Consider the following 19,468-nt stretch of genomic DNA (forward strand, 5'->3'; position numbering starts at 1 on the left):
AGACAAAATGTCCACTCGCATTTGCAGCATTTTGGAGGGGTTTACTGTTTTGATCGCGAGGTCTGAGTTCAGTCCGCCTCGGGCAACCAGATGGTAAAGACCGTGCCTTTGCCCGGTTCACTTTCAACATCAAGCGCCCCACCCTGACGATCAATCAGGGTGCGGGTGATCGACAGACCAAGCCCTGTGCCTTCGCGCCGTTTGGTGGTGTAGAACGGATCGAAAATGCGATTGAGAACGTCGGCATTCATGCCGGTGCCAGTATCGCGTACCGTGATCTGAATACCGGGTTTCCCGCCCTGATCAACATTGGCATCAATCAGGGTCAATGTCCCACTTTCCGGCATAGCATGCAGGGCATTGACCATCAGATTGACCAGTACCTGCTGCAACTCGGTCCGGTTCATCAGAACCAGTCGGGTTGATTGATGTTCACGGACGACCTTGATATCAGCCCGGCTGAGAAGATGGGCGACAAGTGGCATGCAATCGTCAATCACCTCGGCGACACTGTGGCGTTCGACGAAGCCCGCATATTCTTCGGGTTTGGCAAATTGCAGAAGCTTGGTGACGATCAGATTGATGCGATTGACCTGTTCATCAATCAGGCGGAATTCCGTATCGCCCAGCCGCGCATGTTCGCCCAGAAGATCGCGCAGGACATCCAGGTTCCCCTGAAGGACAGCCACGGGATTGTTGATTTCATGCGCCACACCAGCGGTAATTTCACCGATCGCGGCAAGCTTTTCGGACATGATCAGCTGCCTTGTGGTGGCTTCAAGCGCACGGTTGGCTTCGCGCAACTCGCTGGTGCGGGCATCAACGCGGGCATTGAGCTGATCATTCCAGGCGCGCAGGCGTTTGTCGCGTTCCTGCACCTGATCAAGCAGATCATCAAGATGCTCAGCGACAAGGGCGATCTCATCCTGCACCTGATCAAGATTTGTTCGCGCCGACAGATCGCCATTTTCAACCCGGCCGATGGTATTGGCCATGCGTTCCAACGGCTTGAAAATACCCCGTGCCCAGCGCAGGAAGATCGGCACTGACAAGGCCGCAACAAACAGAAACGCCCCGATCAGGATCAGAAGGCTTTCATATTTGGTTTGGGCAAAGGGCGCCTCGAGGAAGCCGACATAAAGCATGCCGACCCGTTTACCGTAGCTGTCCTTGATCGGCTCATAGGCCGAAATGTACCAGTCATTGACCACAAAGGCCCGGTCCAACCAAACATTGCCATCCTCTAGCACGGTCTTGCGCACGACACCCGACACCCGCGTGCCCAGCGCACGGCGATCGGCAAACAGACGTACATTGGTGCTAACGCGCACGTCATCAAGAAACAGCGTCGCGGTGCCCTGGCTTCCTTCGGGCAGGCTGCTTGGGCGGTAAACAAGGTCGTTGATCGTATCGATGAAGGCGAGGTTCTGGTTAAGCAAAATACCACCGACCAAGGCCGCACTGCCGCCCGTTGGCAGTTCAACGTGACTTGCCGAATGCACCACCATGCCGCGCGTTTCCGCATCGCGGGTCGACGGCACGGCATTGGGTGTTTCAATCAGATCAAGGCGTGCGCGTTCGGCCAGATCCGGGGAAATGGCGGCAAGGTCACGGTTGCTGAAAATATCGATGCTGGTGGAGGAATGGCCGTTATTGGCACTTCTAATCACTGGCCAGTCGCCATCACGTCGATCGCCGACCTCGTTATCCCGCCCGGTTGACAGATAAAGGAAATCCAGACCAAGCTCCTGCTTGTGCATGGCAAGCAAACGGGCAATTGCGTCCTCGTTCCCCGTTGCCAGCACATCACGGACCGCCACCGATTGACCAAGGGCCTCGATCTGTTCGCCGGTATTTTCCAGGATATGAGTGAAATACTGATGGGCAATTGTCAGATCGCCACTGACCTTTGATGTCAGAAGCGCATCGAACTTGGTGTTCCAGCGCACCATCATCACGCCCAATAACAAGGGCAGGATGACAAGTGTCGGCAAAAGCGCAATCGCCAACAGCTTGAAACGAACAGACCGTGTTCTTTTGGCAGGGGGCGTTGTGGCGCTGGTGGCGCCCGGCGATGACGCGTCGGTCATTCCTGTTCCCAGCTTGCGCATTTGCGATCAATGGTCTTGCGCGAGACCCCCAACCGTCTGGCGGCTTCGTTGCGATTGCCGTTGGTCTTGTGCAGCATCGCCAGAATGTGACGGCGCTCCATCTCGTCCAGGGTTTCATCAGACTCAGGCTGTGCCCCCTGATCAGCACGTTCTTCGCGGAACTCGTCGGGGAACTTGCCCAGAATAAGCGTGCGTTCAATCAGGTTGCGCAATTCACGCACGTTGCCCGGCCATTCATAGCGCGTCAGGCCGGCCCGCACAGAAGCATCCATTGGCACTTCGCGCACGCCAAGCTGCTTGGACAGCTTGTTCATGAACAATTCAGCTAGTTCCAGCACATCATCGCCGCGTTGGGAAAGTGGCGGCATTTCGATATGCATGACATTGATGCGGTAAAAGAGATCGGCACGGAAACGCCCAGCTTCGACTTCGGCCTCAAGATCGGCGTTGGTGGCGAAGACAAAGCGCAGATCGACAGGGGCTTCACGTTCCGACCCCACCGGGCGGACACGACGACTTTCAATCGCGCGCAAAAGTTTGCTTTGGGTCGCGAGTGACAATTCACCGACTTCATCGAGAAACAGGGTGCCGCCCTGCGCATGCATGAACAGGCCATCGCGTGCGGTCTGCGCCCCGGTAAAGGCGCCTTTGACATGGCCAAACAATTCCGCCTCGATCATCTCGGATGGAATGGCGGCACAGTTGATCGGGACAAACGGCTTTTCGGCCCGATCCGACAGCGCATGCAGCGAACGTGCGGTGACTTCCTTGCCGGTCCCGCTTTCCCCGGAAATCAGGATGGAGGTCGGCAATGGGGCCACGCGCGCAATGGTTTCGCGGATTTCCTGAATTTGCGGCGAATAACCAATCAGCTTGTCGCGCAACAACACATGATCGGATGTCGCGCGCAATTCGTGGCGTAACACATGGTTTTCGCGCCGCAACCGCATCCGATCCAGACAGCGCGCCACTGCGTTCAAAATCTGGTTGGAGCGAAATGGTTTGAGAACAAAGTCCACGGCACCGGCGCGCAACGCCTTGATGGCGGTATCAAGATCGGCATAGGCCGTCATCAGAATGGCGTCGGAGAAGAAGCCGATCTCGCGCTGCTCGGTCAGCCATTCCACCCCGCTTTTGCCGGGCATGATGTTATCAAGTATGACGACATCAAAATGGTGCTGATCCAAAAGGGCGGTGGCTTCTTCGCAGTCGGCGGCTTCTTCGACCTGTTTGGCCCGCGGACCAAGGGTACGAACAAGGAAGTTGCGCATGCCCGGCTCGTCATCGACGATCAGGATGGATGCCTTTTCAAGCCACGGGCCGAATTCCGGGCCCGGCCCGTTATAGCCTGCGTCATTACCAACTGGCGGCGCTGCCCCTTCGGACGCGCCCAGAACGGTCGATCTCATGATGTTCCTCCGCTGAAACATGCTTTTTTATTTTTTGAAAGCTTAGTTCAGCGGAAGAAGAAAAGCAAAACCGTTGGTGGTAGTTATGCCATTCCGACGTCGAATTTGACCACCACCAACGCGATCGTCATGCCAATGATCAGGCTTCTTTACGATGAATGGCAAAGGGCGACCAGCTTTGGCTTGTCGGCATGACTTCAAGCGAGTTGACGTTTACATGGGCTGGCAAATTCGCCACCCAGAAGATGCTTTCGGCAATGTCTTCGGGCTGGATCGGGTCGGCACCCTTGTAAAGCTTGTCATAGGCTTCCTTGTTCCCCCCCGTGCGCACCAGCGTGAATTCGCTTTCGCAAAGCCCCGGCTCGATCGAGGTGACGCGCACCCCCGTACCGGCAAGATCGCAGCGAATGCCAAGCGAGAATTGCTGCACAAAGGCCTTGGTCGCACCGTAAACATTACCGCCCGGATAGGGCCAGTTCGATGCGATGGAGGCCAGATTGACAATCGCCCCTTTGCGTTCGATCAGCTTGTTGAGCATCACATGCGTGATCGCGACCAACCCCTTGTTGTTGGTATCAATCATCGTCATCCAGTCCGATAGATTGCATTCCTGTGCCGGGCCGGTGCCAAGCGCCAAACCGGCATTGTTTACCAGCAAATCGACATCCGCAAAATCAGCCGGCAGGCTATCAACCGCCTTCTGGATGGCATCAGAGTCCTGAATATCAAAGCACAGCGCATGGGCGACCTTGGCCCCACCGAATTCATCGACAAGGGCATCAAGGCGTTCGGCGCGGCGACCGGTGACAATGACTTTCCACCCTTCCTTGACAAAACGGCGGGCCGTCGCCGCGCCAAAGCCAGAAGTTGCGCCGGTAATGAGTGCTGTTTTGGTCATGGGAATCTCCGCTGGTGCAAGCAATTTGAGTTAAGGGGTCACAGACCAATCGCGATGGTCTGAACGAAACCGATAATGGCAATGATAACGAGGCTGATGGCACAAACCCGGCGCCACATTGTTGGCGTCAAACGGCGATAGATCATCTCCCCCGGGAAATAGGCAATTATGGCGATCACCAGCAATGGCAAGACAAGTGTGATGAACCCGTCAGGCAACATGCCCGACGCCGCCCGGGTGATAAATCCAAGGATATCGACCGAGCCGAAATAGATCGCAAGCGTGTTGCGCACCCGGACGTCCTGTGTCCCACCGGCCAGAAGCCAGGCTGCAACCAGCGGCCCACCCACAGCAAAGCCCGACATCAGAATACCGACCGAGCAGGCCAGCAAAGCACCAATGACAAAATGGCCCATCCATTTTGGCGGATGATGCAGCATGGCCACCAGGGCTGCCACAGCAATCGCCAGATTGGTCGCGATCCGAATGGTCTGATCATCGAGTGCAAAGGCGACATATGGGCCAAGCACCGCACCGAACAAGCCAAAGGTCAGCAAGATCGTGCACGCCCGCCAATCGACCTTGGATCGGTCAAAGTCGCGCAGGATCAATCCCGTCAGGACGATATCAATGACCAGAATAACCGGCGTGGCGGTTGCCGGGGCAAGCACCGTCGACAGTCCAAGGGCGGCGAGCAAGGCAAAGCCGAAACCGGTTACGCCACGAAACAGCGCAGCAACCGCGACAACCATGCCAGACAGGATCAGTTCCATGGAATTCCTCGTTGTTACAGACCTGAATTACGCCACCAGCTGACCGGACAATAGAGCCACGATACCCCTTTTAATGGAGCCACATAGCGATCTGGACCTAAATATTGTCGAGTTCTGGCACTAACGCTGCGTCAGGTGACCGGTTTAGCTAGCAGCATAAGATTTCCGCCCCACACTCTTGCAGATCAGGAGCCAGCATGAACGTGTCCGTCAAGCCGAACATGACCAATCATTGGATGCCTTTCACCAACAACCGTCTGTTTCACGAAGAACCGCAGATGTTTGCCAAGGCAGAAGGCGTTAAATACTGGACACCGGAAGGCCGTGAAATTCTCGATGGTTCATCGGGTCTGTTTTGCTGCGCGGCCGGTCACGGACGCCCGGAAATTGCAGACGCGGTCTACAAGCAGCTGAGCACGCTGGACTATTCGCCACATTTCCAGCGCGCCGCCCCGGTTTCGTTCGAGTTCGCCGAAAAGCTGGCCGGCATCCTGCCCGATGGTCTTGATCGCGTGTTCTTTGCCGGATCCGGATCCGAGGCGGTTGATACCGCAATGAAGATGTGCCTGGCCTACCACCGGGCGACGGGCAATGCGCAGCGCACCCGGTTTGTGTCGCGTTCCTGGGGCTATCATGGTGTGAACCTTGGCGGGACGTCGCTTGCCGGGATGGTTAATAACCGTCGCGATTTTTCGGGGATCACCTGTGACGTTGTGCATATGCGCCACACCTGGACCGAAGAACAGAAATTCACCCGTGGTCAGCCGGAAACCGATGCGGATCTGGCCGATGATCTGGAAGAAATCTGCAAGACCTATGGCGGTGACACCATCGCTGCGGTCTTTGTCGAACCGATTGCCGGTTCGATTGGCACCATCGTGCCGCCGAAAGGCTATCTCGAGAAGCTTCGCGCGATTTGCGACAAATACGGCATCCTGCTGGTATTTGATGAAGTGATTACCGGTTTTGGCCGAACAGGTTCTGCTTTCGCCTCCCAGGCATTCGCAGTCAAGCCGGACCTGATCACCATGGCCAAGGCACTGACCAACGGCGCCATTCCAATGAGTGCGGTTGCCACCAGTGCCGAAATTCAGGGCGCCGTCTTTGACGCCGCTGCCGATGCGGATCGCCCGGAATTCTTCCATGGCTATACCTATTCCGCCCATCCGGTGGCCTGTGCTGCGGGTGTTGCAACCCTTGATATCTATGCCAAAGACAAACTGTTCGAACGTGGAAATGCCCTGTCTTCGCATTTCCTGGATGGTGTGTTTGGTTTGCGCAACCTACCGCATGTCAGTGATCTGCGCGGCTATGGCATGATCTCGGGCATTCAGCTGACACCGGGCGATGCGCCGGGTGCAAAGGGAAGCTGGGCACAACGCGCCCTGTTTGACGAAGGCCTGCATGTCAAGGCGACGGGGGATGCGATCATCTTCGCGCCGGCGCTCGTCAGCACCGAACAGGACATCGACGATATGGTTGCCATCCTGCAGAAGGTTCTTGGCACACCAATGTAATCTGCCTGCAGGGGACAGATACCGATCTCAGGGGAGTGGGGTCGGGATGGGGGGATCGCCATGCAGTTTTCTTTTTACTGTGCGGCGGTCCCTTTCCTGTTTTCAGCCATGACCGTCATGATGGCATCGCGCAACTGGCTAATGCCCGGTGCAATCTGATCGCGTTCGATCACGGCAAACCCCATCCGCAGGCGGTTGCGCGGCGCCGCTTCGGCATCGCAATAATGCACATCACCAGGTTCGACCAGAACACCGCGTTTGGCCGCTTCGCGATGCACCGCCCAGGCATCCATGTCACCGGGCAGCTTGACCCAGACGGCCGATCCACCGGTGGTCGGGGTTACATGCAATTCGGGCAATTGGCGGGCAATTTCGTTTTGCATCAATTGCCATTTTTCCGACAGGCGATCACGTGTCCGGCGCAAATGTGCGTCCAGATGCCCTTCGCCGATAAACAGGGCCATGGCGCGCTGATCCTGTGCCGATGGATGACGGTAATTCAGCCGCCTGAGCGCACGCAATTCCTTGATCAATTCACTGTCGGCAAGGATGTAGCCGATCCGAAGGCCCGGGAACATCAGCTTCGTCAGGCTGCCGATATAGATGATATGCCCGGCATTATCATAGCTTTTCAGTGCAGCACGTTGATGACCAAGATAGTTCAGCTCGTGCTCGTAATCGTCCTCGACCAGAATGAAGTCATCCTTGCGCGCCCGTTCTACAAGCTGCAGGCGGCGATCAAGCGACATGGTCACACTGGTCGGGCATTGATGCGACGGGGTGGTGTAAACCGTGTCGCAATCCGCAAGAAGTGGCGAGTTGGCAAGCCCTTCGCTGTCGATCGGAAGCGGGCAGATATCGGCCCCGGTCGCGGCAAAGATGTTGCGCGCATCAACATAACCCGGGTCTTCCATGCCGACGGTGCGCCCCCGCCCGGCCAGTAATTGCCCGACGAGGAACAAGGCGTTTTGCGCACCAATGGTGATCAGCAACTGTTCAGGATGCGCGCGCAAGCCGCGATGGGGCAGAATACGGGTGATGATCTGCTCAAGCAGCTGGGGATCATCCATATCAACCTGATCCCCGACCCAACTTTGCGAATGGGCCAGTGACCCGGCAAGGCGCATGGAATCGCGCCAGCGCGAAATGGTGGTTTTGTCCGGTGCGACCTGACCGTAAATGAACGGATAGGGAAAATCGCGCCAGTTTGCCGGTTTCACGATATTGCGCGCCTCGGTCGGGCGGAACTGCAAATGGCGTTGCCACAGGTCGGGATCGCGTTCCTTGGAAAACAAGGATGCCGTGCGTGTGTCCACACTCAGACGCAGTTGCTGGCGGATATATTGTTCGTTCACAAAATGCCCGCGGCGCCAGACCGCTGTCAGGTAGCCATCATCAAGAAGCCGTTGATAAACAAGGACAACCGTGTTGCGCGACACCTTGAGCGCCGAGGCCAGATCACGGGTCGATGGCAATGGTTCGTGGGATGGCAAACGCCCTTCGAGAATCGCATCGACAAGCCCCTGATGCAGTTGCTGCTGCAAGGTCTGACCGGCAACTGCCGGGTCTTCAAGTCGAATGTCGAGCATGGCGAAGTTCCGTTTTACTTCGGCACTGCAGCACGCTAACGTGCCTGGTACCATAGTTTTTGTCTTGTGGCTCTATTACTAGAGTAACCGGCAGATATACCATTTTGTCAATGCGATAAAGCAGGAACAAGAACCGCGATCATAATGCGGTCGGTTCAGGGAAGTTATGTCCACCAGGGAGGCGCATGGTGCGCCGCACATAAAGGGAAAATCCCGGCTATCAGGAGACATACGGATGACCAAGCTCAATTCCGGCCCCAAATTTAACCGGCGCACACTTCTCAAGGGCTCGCTTGCTGCCGGCTCTGCATTGGCAATGCCCGCGATCATCAGCAAAAAAGCACTCGCCTCTTCGGGCGAGATCAACATTTTGATGTGGTCCGACTACCTGCCGGAAACCTTCCTCAAGTCATTTACCGATGCCACGGGCATCACGGTCAACTACACCGGTATCGGCTCGAACGAGGAAATCATCAACAAGATGAAAGCCTCCAAAGGTCGCGGCTTCGACATCGTATCGCCGACCAACAACCGTGCCCTTCAGTGGAAGGCACTGGAACTTCTTCAGCCGTTCGACATGTCCAAAGTCGCCATTGACGCCGTAAACCCGGCGATGGCCAAAATCGGCAGCACCGACTGGGCGTTCGAGGCTGGCACCACCTACTGGCTGCCGCACATCTGGGGCACCGAAGGCATGGCATGGCGTACCGACCAGTTCCAGCCGGACGGCACCTTCCCGTCCTATGGTGATGTCTGGGCCGAAGAAAACGCTGGCAAAACCATGGGCCGTGCACATTCCATGATGCTGGGTGCAGGTCTTTACATGGAAACCATCGGCGAACTGGCACCGGGCTCGGTCTGGAAAGCCTACACCTCCGAAGAAGAAATGCGCCCTGTTTGGGACAAGATCACCGAATGGTGCATCGCGCGCAAAGGCAACATCAAACTGATCTGGAACGATGCTGACACCCAGAAGAACGGTCTTCTGAACGAAGGTGTGATCGTTGGTCAGACCTGGGATGGCCCGCCGCTTGCCCTTAAAACCGCTGGTGAGCCGGTCATGTATCGTGCACCGAAAGAAGGTGCACTGGCATGGGTTGACGGCCTTGCACTGCCGACCGGTGCAGAGAACATTGAACAGGTCTACGAGTTCATCAAATACGCCTACACGCCGGAACTGGCAGGTGAGGCAATTGACCATCACGGTTACAACTCCCCTGTTCTGGGTGCAGACAAGTTCGCAGGCGAAGCCTATGCCAAGAACTTTGCCGATGCCTATCCGGGTGAAGCGCTGGCCAACCTTAACCCGTGGCCGTCCGAACCGCAGTGGTATGCGGACATGCGTACCGAGTATGTAAACCGCTTCGAAAGCGCCTGATTTCGGTCCATGGGGCGGCACGATTTTATGCGTGCCGCCCTTTTTGGGTTTTCAGGGTCGGATCTATTTTTTCAAACAACAATAATTCCGTCGTCGTCCATATGTCGGGGCGAACAGGACTTTGAGGTTTTCGGGGGTTGTCAGTTCTATGACCAAAGAAATTTCGCTTGAGCATGTGTGGGTCGAGTTCGGTGAATTCACCGCCGTCCACAAGGCAAATCTGAACATCGCAGGTGGCGAGTTCTTTTCATTCCTCGGCCCGTCGGGTTGCGGCAAGACGACGCTTTTGCGCTGTATTTCCGGTTTTCAGGAACCGACACGCGGCAAGGTGAAAATTGGTGGCGATGACATGAAAGGTGTCGGCCCGAACAAGCGCCCCACCGCCCTTATTTTCCAGAACCTTGCCCTTTTCCCGCTGCGTTCGATTGCAGATAACATCGCCTTTCCGCTTGAAGTGCGCGGCGTTGACAAGAAAACCCGGCGCAAACGCGCAGACGAGCTGCTTGAACTGATTGCCCTGCCCGGCCAGGGCGACAAGAAAGTCAGCGAACTTTCCGGCGGTCAGAAACAGCGTGTCGCCATTGCGCGTGCGCTTGCGGTTGAACCCGATATCCTGCTGCTTGATGAGCCGCTTTCAGCACTTGATCTGAAACTGCGTCAGCATATGCGCACCGAGCTTCGCGCCATCCAAAAGCAGGTCGGCCTGACCTTCATTTACATTACCCACGATCAGGGCGAAGCGCTGACCATGTCGGACCGCATTGCCGTGATGAACAAGGGCAAGATCGAACAGATCGGTGATGGCAGATCGATTTACGATCATCCGACTACAAGCTTCGTGGCTTCTTTTGTGGGCGAAAACAATGTGTTTGATGGCACGGTGATCTCCAATGACGGCCAAAAGATGCAGGTTGATGCCGGTCTTGGCACACCACTGACAGTCGAAAACCACCCTGCCGGTGGCCCGGCTTTGGCCCCTGGTGATGCCTGCCATCTTTTCGTGCGCCCGGAAGCGCTTCGGGTGTCGCAGGGGGATGGTGCCGTCAACCAGTTCGAAACCAACTTCGTCACCGAAGAATTCGAAGGCAACATGCGCCACATCGTGATGAACGCGAATGGCAAGGACTTGAAGCTTTCGCTGATCAATGACGGCAGCAATGCGATTGATGCCAATGCCCCGGTCAAACTCGACTTCGCACCGGAACTGGGCATTGCGCTCAAACCGGGCGAATTGGCCAGCGCGTAACGGGGGGGCCAGTATCATGCGTGATCTATTTTACGACCTCGTCAGACGCAACGGGATGGCAGTCTCGATCTATCTGATGCTTGCGGTAAGCATTTGGGTGTTCCTGCTGATTATCCTGCCGCAGCTGACCATGCTGGACTATTCGTTCCGCTTTAACCTGCCACCCGCCAAAATCGGCGGCCCGGAAGACGTCTATACCCTGGAACAATATCGCTATTTCTTCCAGGGCAGTGGTGCGTCGGACGGGATCAATACCCTTGATATCGGTATCCTGTTCAAAACGCTGTTCGCGGCTGTGTTTGTGACGATCTTTGATCTGATCATCTGCTATCCGGTGGCGTTTGTTCTGGCGAAATCATCGGCCGGTGCCAAGGCACGGTTGCTGGTGCTTGCGCTGATTGTCCCTTACTGGATCAATGAAATCCTGCGCGCCTTTGCGTTTCGCATTCTGTTTGGCGCCACGGGTGTGATCAACGAAACCGGCATGGGGATTGGTCTTTGGGATACGCCGATCGACTTCATCCGCGAGGATGTCGCGCTCTATGCCGGGTTGGCATACGCCTATATCCTTTTGATGATCTTCCCGCTTTATAACGCGATTGAAAGCCTTGATCGCAACCAGATCGAAGCGGCGCGCGACATGGGGGCCAACTGGTGGCAGGTCCATGCCAAGGTTGTCATCCCCTATGCCAAGCCGGGCATCGCATCGGGCATGACCATGGTCTTCATGCTGACATCGGGTGCGCTTGCCGCACCGCAGATTTTGGGTGGCCCATCAAACCTGTGGTTCACGCAGCTGGTCTATCAATGGTTTAACTCGGGCGGTAACTGGCCGCGCGGATCAGCCTATGCGATGGTCCTTCTGATTGTCTGTATCGCACTTGTCTTGCTTGTGATGCGCCTGTTCAAGGTATCGATCGGGGAGATCAAACAATGAAACTGAAATCCCCGATTGCAATGATCCCGGGTTTGTATCTGACCCTGTTCTTTGCCTATCTTTTCGGGCCGCTCATCATCATGGTGATCACCGCGTTTAACTCATCCACCTTCCCGCGTGTTTCGCCCTGGGAATGTTTCACCACCGACTGGTTTGGCAAGCTTGCGGCTGATGACAAGCTTTTGGCTGGTCTGGGCAACTCGCTTCTGATCGGGGTTGGTGTGGTCTGTGTTGCCATTCCGATCGGTCTGGCGGCAGCGATCACACTTTCACAGGTGGGACCCAAGCTTCGGGCAACGCTTTACACGATCTTTATTGCCCCCATTCTGGTCCCGGGCGTCGTTATCGGTCTTTCGACCCTGATCTTCTGGGACCGGATCGGCACGATGTTCAATGCCCCGTATGAGAGCTTCTTTTATGACGGGACGTTCCTGACCATCTTTGGCCAGGTGACATTCATCGCGGCCTATTCGATGCTTGTGTTCCTGTCGCGTATTCAGCGCTTTGACACCACCCTGACCGAGGCCGCCCTTGATATGGGGGCGACGCCCACGCAGGCATTCGTCAAAGTACTTTTGCCGTTCATGGCACCGGCAATCGGTTCGGCTACGGTTCTGGCGTTCCTGGCATCGCTTGAAAACTACAACACCACGGTGTTCACGATTGTTTCAAGCAGCACCTTTACCACCGTTCTGTCATCGAAGGTGCGTTATGGTCTGGATCCTTCGATCTCGGCTGTGGCGGTGATCATTATCGCCATCACCCTGATCGGGGCGATCATTTATGAAAGCCGCAACCGCTATAACACCAAGGGCTGGGCCCATGTGATTGCAGAACGCCCGGTTCTGAAGGTCGCAACCCATCCGGGCACGGTTGCCGCAATTCTGGGTCTTCTGGCGCTGGCGGCTGTTGTGTTCATCCAGAACCACGATTCAAATGCCTGCACCGCGCAGGTCCTTGAAGAAAAGCGTGCGCTTCAACAGAAACTGATGGAAGAACAGTCGCTCAACACGCCGGAACAGACTGTCCCGGCACCGACCACGCCAAATCTTGGTCCGCTCGGCGGGGACGAAGGCGGTGCTTCGGCACCAAGTCCGTTTGGCAACAACATCTTCTCACCCGAGAACCTTGGAACAGGTGCACCGGAAGGCCAGTAAGCCAACAGACCTTCAAGTCATCCCAACCAGCCAACAAAAAGGGCAGCACATCATGTGCTGCCCTTCTTCGTTCATGACATCGTGTTTTCGTGTCAGGACGGGATGGCTGCGGTTGCCTCGATCTCGACCACGGCTTCGTCTTCGACCAGTTCCTTGACCACGACCATGGTCATGGCCGGGAAGTGCTTGCCAAGAATGCGCTGATAGGCTTGGCCAACTTCGCGCTGATTGGCGAGATATTCCTTCTTGTCGGTGACATACCAGGTCAGGCGTGCGAGATGTTCGGGCTTGCCACCGGCTGCTTCAAGAACGGCGACAATGTTTTTCAGCGCCTGTTCCATCTGGCCGACGAAATCCTTGGCGACAAAGACCTGATCTTCGTTCCAGCCAATCTGGCCGCCGATATACAGTCTTGCACCGTCGGCCAAGACACCGTTGGCATATCCCTTTGGCTGTTTCCATCCGTCCGGCTGAATGATTTTATGCATTGTTTTCTACCACTTGATTGATTTCTTTTTCGATTTTGGCACGCAAATCATCGGGCCATGCCACTGACTTTCCGGCCCCATGCCGTGTAAAGACGAGGGTAACCGTTGTTTTCAGGCGTTGCTCGCCACCTGATTGTGCGGTGATTTCCAGCTCAAGACTGGAACGCCCAATCCGTGCGGGGATCAGGCAGAATTCCAAAACATCGCCAAGCTTGCTGGGTGCCGTGAAGGCAACACTGAGTGCTGCGGTCGGAACGGCGACCTGCATCGGGCCGTGCATGGTCGGGAACCCACAGCCGATGACCTGATCAAACCATTCCTCGACCGTGGCATTCACCATCTCGAAATAGCGCGGATAAAAGACAATCCCCGCCGGATCGCAATGCTGGAACAGAACTTTCTGCTGATAGGTGAATGCCGTCATATCAGACCCCCAGATACCGATCTGCAAGATCGTCGGTCAGCTCGTTCACCGCCCCGGTCCAGGCCGTGATGCCCTTTTCGACGATTACATAGCGGTCTGCCACGCCCGACAGTTCCTTAAGCGATTTGTCGACGACAAGGATCGTGAGCCCCGATTGTTTGAGCTGATTGATCGCCGACCAGATTTCCTGACGCACGACCGGTGCCAATCCTTCGGTTGCTTCATCAAGGATCAGCAAACGCGGGTTGGTCATAAGCGCGCGACCAATGGCCAGCATCTGCTGTTCGCCGCCTGAAAGCGTCGATGCCTTTTGATCGCGCCGTTCGGCCAGACGCGGGAAAAGACCGGCAACACGATCAAAATCCCATTCGCCCGGGCGGGCGGCAGCAATCAGGTTTTCCGTCACACTTAATTGCGCAAAGCACCGACGCCCTTCTGGCACCAGACCAAGGCCAAGGCGGGCTGCCTTGTGCGAAGGCAGTTTTGCCAGATCCTGACCGGCAAAACGGATCGAACCATCACGATGTTCCATCATGCGACAGATGGTCTTGATGGTTGTGGTCTTACCCATGCCGTTCCGGCCCATAAGGGCGACGGCCTCGCCTTCGTTCAGGGATAAATCAATGCCAAACAAGGCCTGTGACGCGCCATAAAACGCGGTTACCCCAATGAGTTCGAGAAGTGCAGTCATATCAGGCGTCCTCCCCGAGATAGGCACGTTTGACATCGTCATTGCCGCGGATTTCATCGACCGTGCCGGTGGCAATAATCCGCCCATAAACCAGTACCGAAATCCGGTCGGCCAAGGCAAAGACCGCATCCATGTCATGTTCGACCAGAAGGATCGGGGCCTGACCGCGCAAACCATCAAGGAAACCGGTCAGACGTTTGGAGCCCTCTGGCCCCATGCCGGCCATCGGCTCATCAAGCAGGAATGCCTTGGGTTCCAGTGCCAGGGCGACGGCCATTTCAAGCTGGCGACGTTCGCCGTGCGAAATATCGGCAGCACGCATTTGCGCCCGATCCGCCAAGCCGACCCGTTCAAGCTGGGCCATCGCCGGATCGACAAGCGACTTGTCGCTCAGCACGGGTTTGAAGAAGCGGAACACCTTGCGGCTGACCGATTGGCGCGCCAGCATGACGTTCTGCAGGACCGAGAATTCCGGCATCAGCGAAGACACCTGAAACGTGCGGGCCAGCCCCATGCGCGAGCGCGTTACCGCATCAAACTCGTTGATGTGCTGACCATCGAAATGGATCTCGCCACTGTCGGATTTGATTTCACCGGCGATCTGTTTGATCAGGGTGGATTTACCCGCCCCGTTCGGCCCGATGAGCGCATGGATTTCACCGGGACGCAGATCAAGTGTGACACTGTCACTGGCCAGAAGCGATCCGAATTGCTTGGTGACATTGGAAAGCGAAAGAATGGCATCAGACATGTTTACGCTCCCCCGCCAGAACACCGACAAGACCACCGCGCGCAAACAGCACGACCAGCAGCAACAGAACACCAAGCGGTAATTGCCAGAATTCCCAAACACCGCCCAAAAGATGTTCCAGAATGATGTAAAGGGCCGCACCGGCAAGCGGGCCGAACAAACGCCCCACCCCGCCCAGAATGACAAACACCATGATTTCACCTGACATGTGCCAGGACAGCATCGTCGGGCTGACAAAGCGGTTGAGATCGGCATAAAGCGCGCCGGCAAGCGCCGTAATCATAGCCGAAATGACGAAGGCCACCAGACGAATACGAAACGGTGCAATACCAACCGCAGTCATACGTTGCGGGTTCTGACGTGCGCCCTGAAGCGCAAGCCCAAAGCGCGAGCGGATCAAAACTGCGGAAAACGCCATGGCAATCGCCAGCATCACCGCACACAGGGCAAAGAAGCTGATCGGGTCCAGAGTATTAAGCCCCGGGAAGCCGTTGCGCACATAGATCGACAGACCATCTTCGCCGCCATAAGCCGGCCAGGAAATCGCGAAGTAATAGATCATCTGCGCAAAGGCCAGCGTGATCATGATGAAATAGACCCCGCTTGTACGCAGCGTGATCGACCCGATCAAAAGCGCGATCAGTGCCGATGCGATAAGGGCGACAATCCAAATCACGATCATCTGGGTCGTGCCTTCGATCAGAAACGGGCTTTCCATGATCGGTTCATAGTTCAGCGCATGGCTGGCAAGGATACCGGCAGCATAACCGCCAATCCCAAAGAACGCCGCATGGCCGAACGAAACAAGCCCGCCATAACCGAGCACAAGGTTAAGCCCCACACCGGCCATGGCAAAGATCGCAACTTTGGTGGCAAGGGTGATGATGAAAGGTTCATCCATACCAAGCGCGATCAGCGGGACTGCGACCAGCGCAATGGCAAGAATGGAATTGATAAGAAACTCGCGGTTCATGGTCATCAGGAAGTCGCCCCGAACAGACCGCTTGGTCGCAGGAACAGAACCAGCGCCATCACGATATAAATCAACATGGATGCCAGTGCGGAGCCAATCGCCGTGGCACTGGACGGATCAAGGAAGGTCGCAAAAGCATGCGGCAACAGGAAACGTCCCATCGTATCGGTAAAACCGACCAGCAAGGAGCCGACAAGCGCCCCCTTGATCGATCCGATTCCGCCAATGACGATCACGACAAAGGCCAAAATCAAAACCGGTTCGCCCATCCCGACCTGGACCGACTGGGTCGTGCCGACAAAGGCGCCTGCCAGTCCGGCCAGGGCCGCACCAAGGGCAAAGACCACCGTATAAAGACGATCAATATCAACCCCAAGCGCCGCGATCATGCCACGGTCAGCCTCGCCCGCACGGATGCGGATGCCAAGGCGGGTTTTGCCAATCAACAGGAACAGACCGACTGCCACCGCAAGCCCGGCAATGATGATGGCCAGACGGAACAGCGGATATTCAAACGATCCGCCCAGAACCACCGTCCCGGTCAGGAAATCAGGCACGCTTAAAAACAGCGGGAAGGATCCAAAAATCCAGCGGGTACCTTCGGAAAAAATCAAAATAAGTGCAAAAGTCGCCAGAACCTGATCGAGATGATCGCGGTTATAAAGACGGCGAATAATCAACATTTCGACCAGCGCACCGGCGATGGCAGCCGCCATCAGGCTGGCAACAAGCCCCAGCCAGAAAGAACCGGTCCATGCAGCCACAGCCGCACAGGCAAACGCACCGACCATATAGAGCGAGCCATGGGCAAGGTTAATCAGCCCCATCACACCGAAAACCAGCGTCAGCCCCGATGCCATCAAAAACAGCATCACCCCGGACTGAAGGCCGTTTAACAGCTGCTCCAGAAAAAGAGAAAACATTATTGGAAACTCCGTCACAAGGTGGTCAGGGGCCGATTACAAAATCGAAACCGGCCCCCGGCCTCTTGTCAGCTCTTTATTACATCGAGCATTCCGACGCATAAGCGTCAGAGTGATCCGTCAGTGCGGTGCCAACGATCTTGTTCGTCAGGATATCGCCCTCTTTGACGACTTCACGGACATACAGATCCTGGATCGGGTGCTGGTTCGGACCGAAAGTGAACTTGCCACGCACGGAATCAAAGTCCGCCGCACGCAGGGCTTCACGGAAGGCATCCTTGTCGGAAATGCTTGCCTTATCCATTGCCGACAGCAAGAGGTTGGCGGTATCGAAGCCGAACGATGCATAAAGCGACGGCAGACGATCATATTCCGCCTTGAAGCTTTCAACGAAGGCTGCGTTGGTCGGATTGTCGATGTCTTTCGACCAGTTCGAGGTATTTTTCACACCAAGAGCAGCTTCACCAACCGCACCAAGAATGCCCTGATCCATTGAGAAGGCCGGACCAATCAGCGGCTTATCCACGCCCGACTGGGCGTACTGCTTCATGAACGCGATGCCCATGCCGCCCGGCAGGAAGAAGAAGACATGATCCGCATCCGACGCCCGAATTTCCGCGATTTCGGCTGCATAGTCGGTCTGACCAAGCTTGGTATAAACTTCGTTGGTGATGTCCCCAAAGAAGAAGCGTTTGAAACCGGTCAGGGAATCTTTACCCGCCGGATAGTTCGGCGCAAGGATGAATGCCTTTTCATAGCCCGCGCTGGCTGCGTAGCCACCTGCTGCTTCATGCAGGTTGTCGTTCTGATAGGAAACCGAGAAATAGTTCTTGTTGCAGCCACGACCCGCCAGTTGCGACGGTGCCGCATTGACCGACATGTAAATTTTGTCCTGTGCGACTGCTGACGGCACAACCGCCATGGCAAGGTTCGACCAGATGATACCGGTCAGAACATCAACCTTTTCCTGCTGGATCATTTTGTCAGCAAGCTGAACCGCGACATCCGGTTTACGCTGATCATCCTCGATAACGACTTCGATATCCGGATTGTTTGCCTGTTTAACAGCAAGCATGAAGCCGTCACGTGCATCAATCCCAAGACCTGCGCCACCGCCAGAAAGCGTGGTGATCATACCAACCTTGACCGGCTCCGCCTGCGCAGCACCGGCTGCAAGCAAAGCAGCGGCTGCTGCGATGGTTGTCTTAATACCCTTCATTAAAGCCTCCGTGTTTATAAAATTTTTCGTTCAGCAACACGTTGATCCCGCGACATTTATGTCTTTGTGCGTCGCGGTTTTTGTGAACCTGATGCCTGCCCCTGATTTTGCAGTATTTGCATCCGGTCCGTCCATCCTCAAAGCGCAGTTCGCACCCGCCAGAGTTCCGGAAACAGTTCTACTTCCAACATTTTCTTTAGATAACTGACGCCTCCCGTGCCGCCAGTTCCACGCTTGAACCCGATCACGCGTTCGACCGTCGTGACATGGTTAAAGCGCCAGCGACGGAAATAGTCTTCGAAATCGACCAGCTTTTCCGCCAACTCATAAAGCGACCAGTACTTGCCCGGGTCGCTATAAACCGTCTGCCAAGCCGCTATGACCGCATCATCGGGCGCATAGGGTGCCGACACATCGCGGTTCAAAACTTCTGCCGGGACCTCGATCCCCTCGGCACTCAATAACCGCAATGCTTCGTCATAGAGGCTGGGTGTTTCCAATTCAGCCTTCAGCATTGCGGTAATGTCTTCGCGATGCGCGTGCGGGCGCAACATGGCATGATTGCGATTGCCCAGCATGAATTCAATCAACCGATACTGATAGGACTGGAACCCCGAAGACGGCCCAAGCGCATCACGAAACGTCGTGTAATCGCTTGGCGTCATGGTGCGCAGAACATCCCAGGCATTATTCAGCTGCTCGAAAATGCGCGATACGCGTGCCAGCATCTTGAATGCCGGGCGGACATCGCCGCCATGGATCGCCTGACGGGCGGCAGTGATTTCACGAATGGCAAGCTTCATCCAAAGCTCGGACGTCTGATGCTGAATGATAAACAGCATTTCATCATGGGCGTCCGATTGCGGGTGTTGGGCGGTCAGGATCGCATCAAGCGACAGATAATCGCCATAGGACATCTGATCGGAGAAATCCGTGCGCGCACCCTCGGAGCTTGGATCATATGGCGTGGTCGGTTTTGCCATG

At 55.9% G+C, this 19,468-nt stretch carries 18 protein-coding genes; 5 read left to right on the forward strand and 13 right to left on the reverse strand.

Going from position 1 to position 19,468, the window contains the following annotated elements; translation table 11 throughout:
- Window positions 1-68: 68 nt before the first annotated feature.
- From ACXAF0_RS15170 to ACXAF0_RS15185, 4 genes are all read right to left on the reverse strand, one after another.
- Window positions 69-2,090, reverse strand: a complete 2,022-nt coding sequence (locus ACXAF0_RS15170; protein ID WP_475346692.1) for a sensor histidine kinase — start codon at window positions 2,088-2,090, stop codon at window positions 69-71.
- Window positions 2,087-3,520 (reverse strand): sigma-54-dependent transcriptional regulator, encoded by a 1,434-nt coding sequence (locus tag ACXAF0_RS15175; protein ID WP_475346693.1) that lies wholly within the window; start codon window positions 3,518-3,520, stop codon window positions 2,087-2,089. The genes ACXAF0_RS15170 and ACXAF0_RS15175 overlap by 4 nt, the downstream gene beginning before the upstream one ends.
- Before the next feature lie 139 nt (window positions 3,521-3,659).
- Window positions 3,660-4,418 (reverse strand): SDR family oxidoreductase, encoded by a 759-nt coding sequence (locus ACXAF0_RS15180; protein WP_475346694.1) that lies wholly within the window; start codon window positions 4,416-4,418, stop codon window positions 3,660-3,662.
- 38 nt (window positions 4,419-4,456) lie between these two features.
- A complete protein-coding gene (locus ACXAF0_RS15185) occupies window positions 4,457-5,191 on the reverse strand; it encodes a TSUP family transporter (protein WP_475346695.1) in 735 nt (244 codons plus the stop codon).
- Window positions 5,192-5,388: 197 nt separating this feature from the next.
- Here ACXAF0_RS15185 and aptA point away from each other — a divergent pair, with 197 nt between their 5' ends.
- Window positions 5,389-6,708, forward strand: coding sequence for an omega-aminotransferase AptA (gene aptA / locus ACXAF0_RS15190; protein WP_475346696.1), 1,320 nt, complete (start codon window positions 5,389-5,391; stop codon window positions 6,706-6,708).
- A 74-nt stretch (window positions 6,709-6,782) separates the two neighbouring features.
- Here the strand turns inward: aptA and pdxR are convergent, their stop codons facing one another.
- The gene (pdxR, locus tag ACXAF0_RS15195) at window positions 6,783-8,297 is read right to left on the reverse strand and encodes a MocR-like pyridoxine biosynthesis transcription factor PdxR (RefSeq protein WP_475346697.1); all 1,515 of its coding nucleotides are present in this window, start codon (window positions 8,295-8,297) and stop codon (window positions 6,783-6,785) included.
- A 235-nt stretch (window positions 8,298-8,532) separates the two neighbouring features.
- Here pdxR and ACXAF0_RS15200 point away from each other — a divergent pair, with 235 nt between their 5' ends.
- From ACXAF0_RS15200 to ACXAF0_RS15215, 4 genes are all read left to right on the forward strand, one after another.
- Window positions 8,533-9,675 (forward strand): substrate-binding domain-containing protein, encoded by a 1,143-nt coding sequence (locus tag ACXAF0_RS15200; RefSeq protein ID WP_475346698.1) that lies wholly within the window; start codon window positions 8,533-8,535, stop codon window positions 9,673-9,675.
- Between the two features lie 148 nt (window positions 9,676-9,823).
- The gene (locus ACXAF0_RS15205) at window positions 9,824-10,921 is read left to right on the forward strand and encodes an ABC transporter ATP-binding protein (RefSeq protein ID WP_475346699.1); all 1,098 of its coding nucleotides are present in this window, start codon (window positions 9,824-9,826) and stop codon (window positions 10,919-10,921) included.
- 16 nt (window positions 10,922-10,937) lie between these two features.
- Window positions 10,938-11,858 (forward strand): ABC transporter permease, encoded by a 921-nt coding sequence (locus ACXAF0_RS15210; protein ID WP_475346700.1) that lies wholly within the window; start codon window positions 10,938-10,940, stop codon window positions 11,856-11,858.
- Window positions 11,855-13,015 carry an ABC transporter permease gene (locus ACXAF0_RS15215; protein ID WP_475346701.1) on the forward strand — a complete coding sequence of 387 codons (1,161 nt, stop codon included), beginning with the start codon at window positions 11,855-11,857 and terminating at the stop codon, window positions 13,013-13,015. The genes ACXAF0_RS15210 and ACXAF0_RS15215 overlap by 4 nt, the downstream gene beginning before the upstream one ends.
- Window positions 13,016-13,107: 92 nt before the next feature.
- Here ACXAF0_RS15215 and ACXAF0_RS15220 read toward each other — a convergent pair whose 3' ends face one another.
- The 8 genes from ACXAF0_RS15220 to kynA all read right to left on the reverse strand — a co-directional run bounded on the left by ACXAF0_RS15220 (window position 13,108) and on the right by kynA (window position 19,467).
- Window positions 13,108-13,503: a RidA family protein gene (locus ACXAF0_RS15220; protein ID WP_297024956.1), complete on the reverse strand. Its 396-nt coding sequence runs from the start codon at window positions 13,501-13,503 to the stop codon at window positions 13,108-13,110.
- Window positions 13,496-13,927, reverse strand: coding sequence for an acyl-CoA thioesterase (locus tag ACXAF0_RS15225; protein WP_475346702.1), 432 nt, complete (start codon window positions 13,925-13,927; stop codon window positions 13,496-13,498). Before ACXAF0_RS15225 ends, ACXAF0_RS15220 begins: the two co-directional genes overlap by 8 nt.
- A 1-nt stretch (window position 13,928) precedes the next feature.
- Window positions 13,929-14,618, reverse strand: a complete 690-nt coding sequence (locus tag ACXAF0_RS15230; protein ID WP_475346703.1) for an ABC transporter ATP-binding protein — start codon at window positions 14,616-14,618, stop codon at window positions 13,929-13,931.
- Window position 14,619: 1 nt separating this feature from the next.
- Entirely contained in the window at window positions 14,620-15,369 is a 750-nt protein-coding gene (locus ACXAF0_RS15235; protein ID WP_475346704.1) for an ABC transporter ATP-binding protein, read from the reverse strand.
- A complete protein-coding gene (locus ACXAF0_RS15240; protein ID WP_475346705.1) occupies window positions 15,362-16,348 on the reverse strand; it encodes a branched-chain amino acid ABC transporter permease in 987 nt (328 codons plus the stop codon). Before ACXAF0_RS15240 ends, ACXAF0_RS15235 begins: the two co-directional genes overlap by 8 nt.
- Entirely contained in the window at window positions 16,348-17,265 is a 918-nt protein-coding gene (locus ACXAF0_RS15245; RefSeq protein WP_475346706.1) for a branched-chain amino acid ABC transporter permease, read from the reverse strand. The genes ACXAF0_RS15240 and ACXAF0_RS15245 overlap by 1 nt, the downstream gene beginning before the upstream one ends.
- Window positions 17,266-17,344: 79 nt before the next feature.
- Window positions 17,345-18,484 carry an ABC transporter substrate-binding protein gene (locus ACXAF0_RS15250; RefSeq protein WP_475346707.1) on the reverse strand — a complete coding sequence of 380 codons (1,140 nt, stop codon included), beginning with the start codon at window positions 18,482-18,484 and terminating at the stop codon, window positions 17,345-17,347.
- A gap of 137 nt (window positions 18,485-18,621) precedes the next feature.
- The gene (kynA, locus tag ACXAF0_RS15255; protein ID WP_475346708.1) at window positions 18,622-19,467 is read right to left on the reverse strand and encodes a tryptophan 2,3-dioxygenase; all 846 of its coding nucleotides are present in this window, start codon (window positions 19,465-19,467) and stop codon (window positions 18,622-18,624) included.
- Window position 19,468: the final 1 nt, after the last annotated feature.

The organism is Thalassospira sp. ABD4_177 (assembly GCF_056160125.1).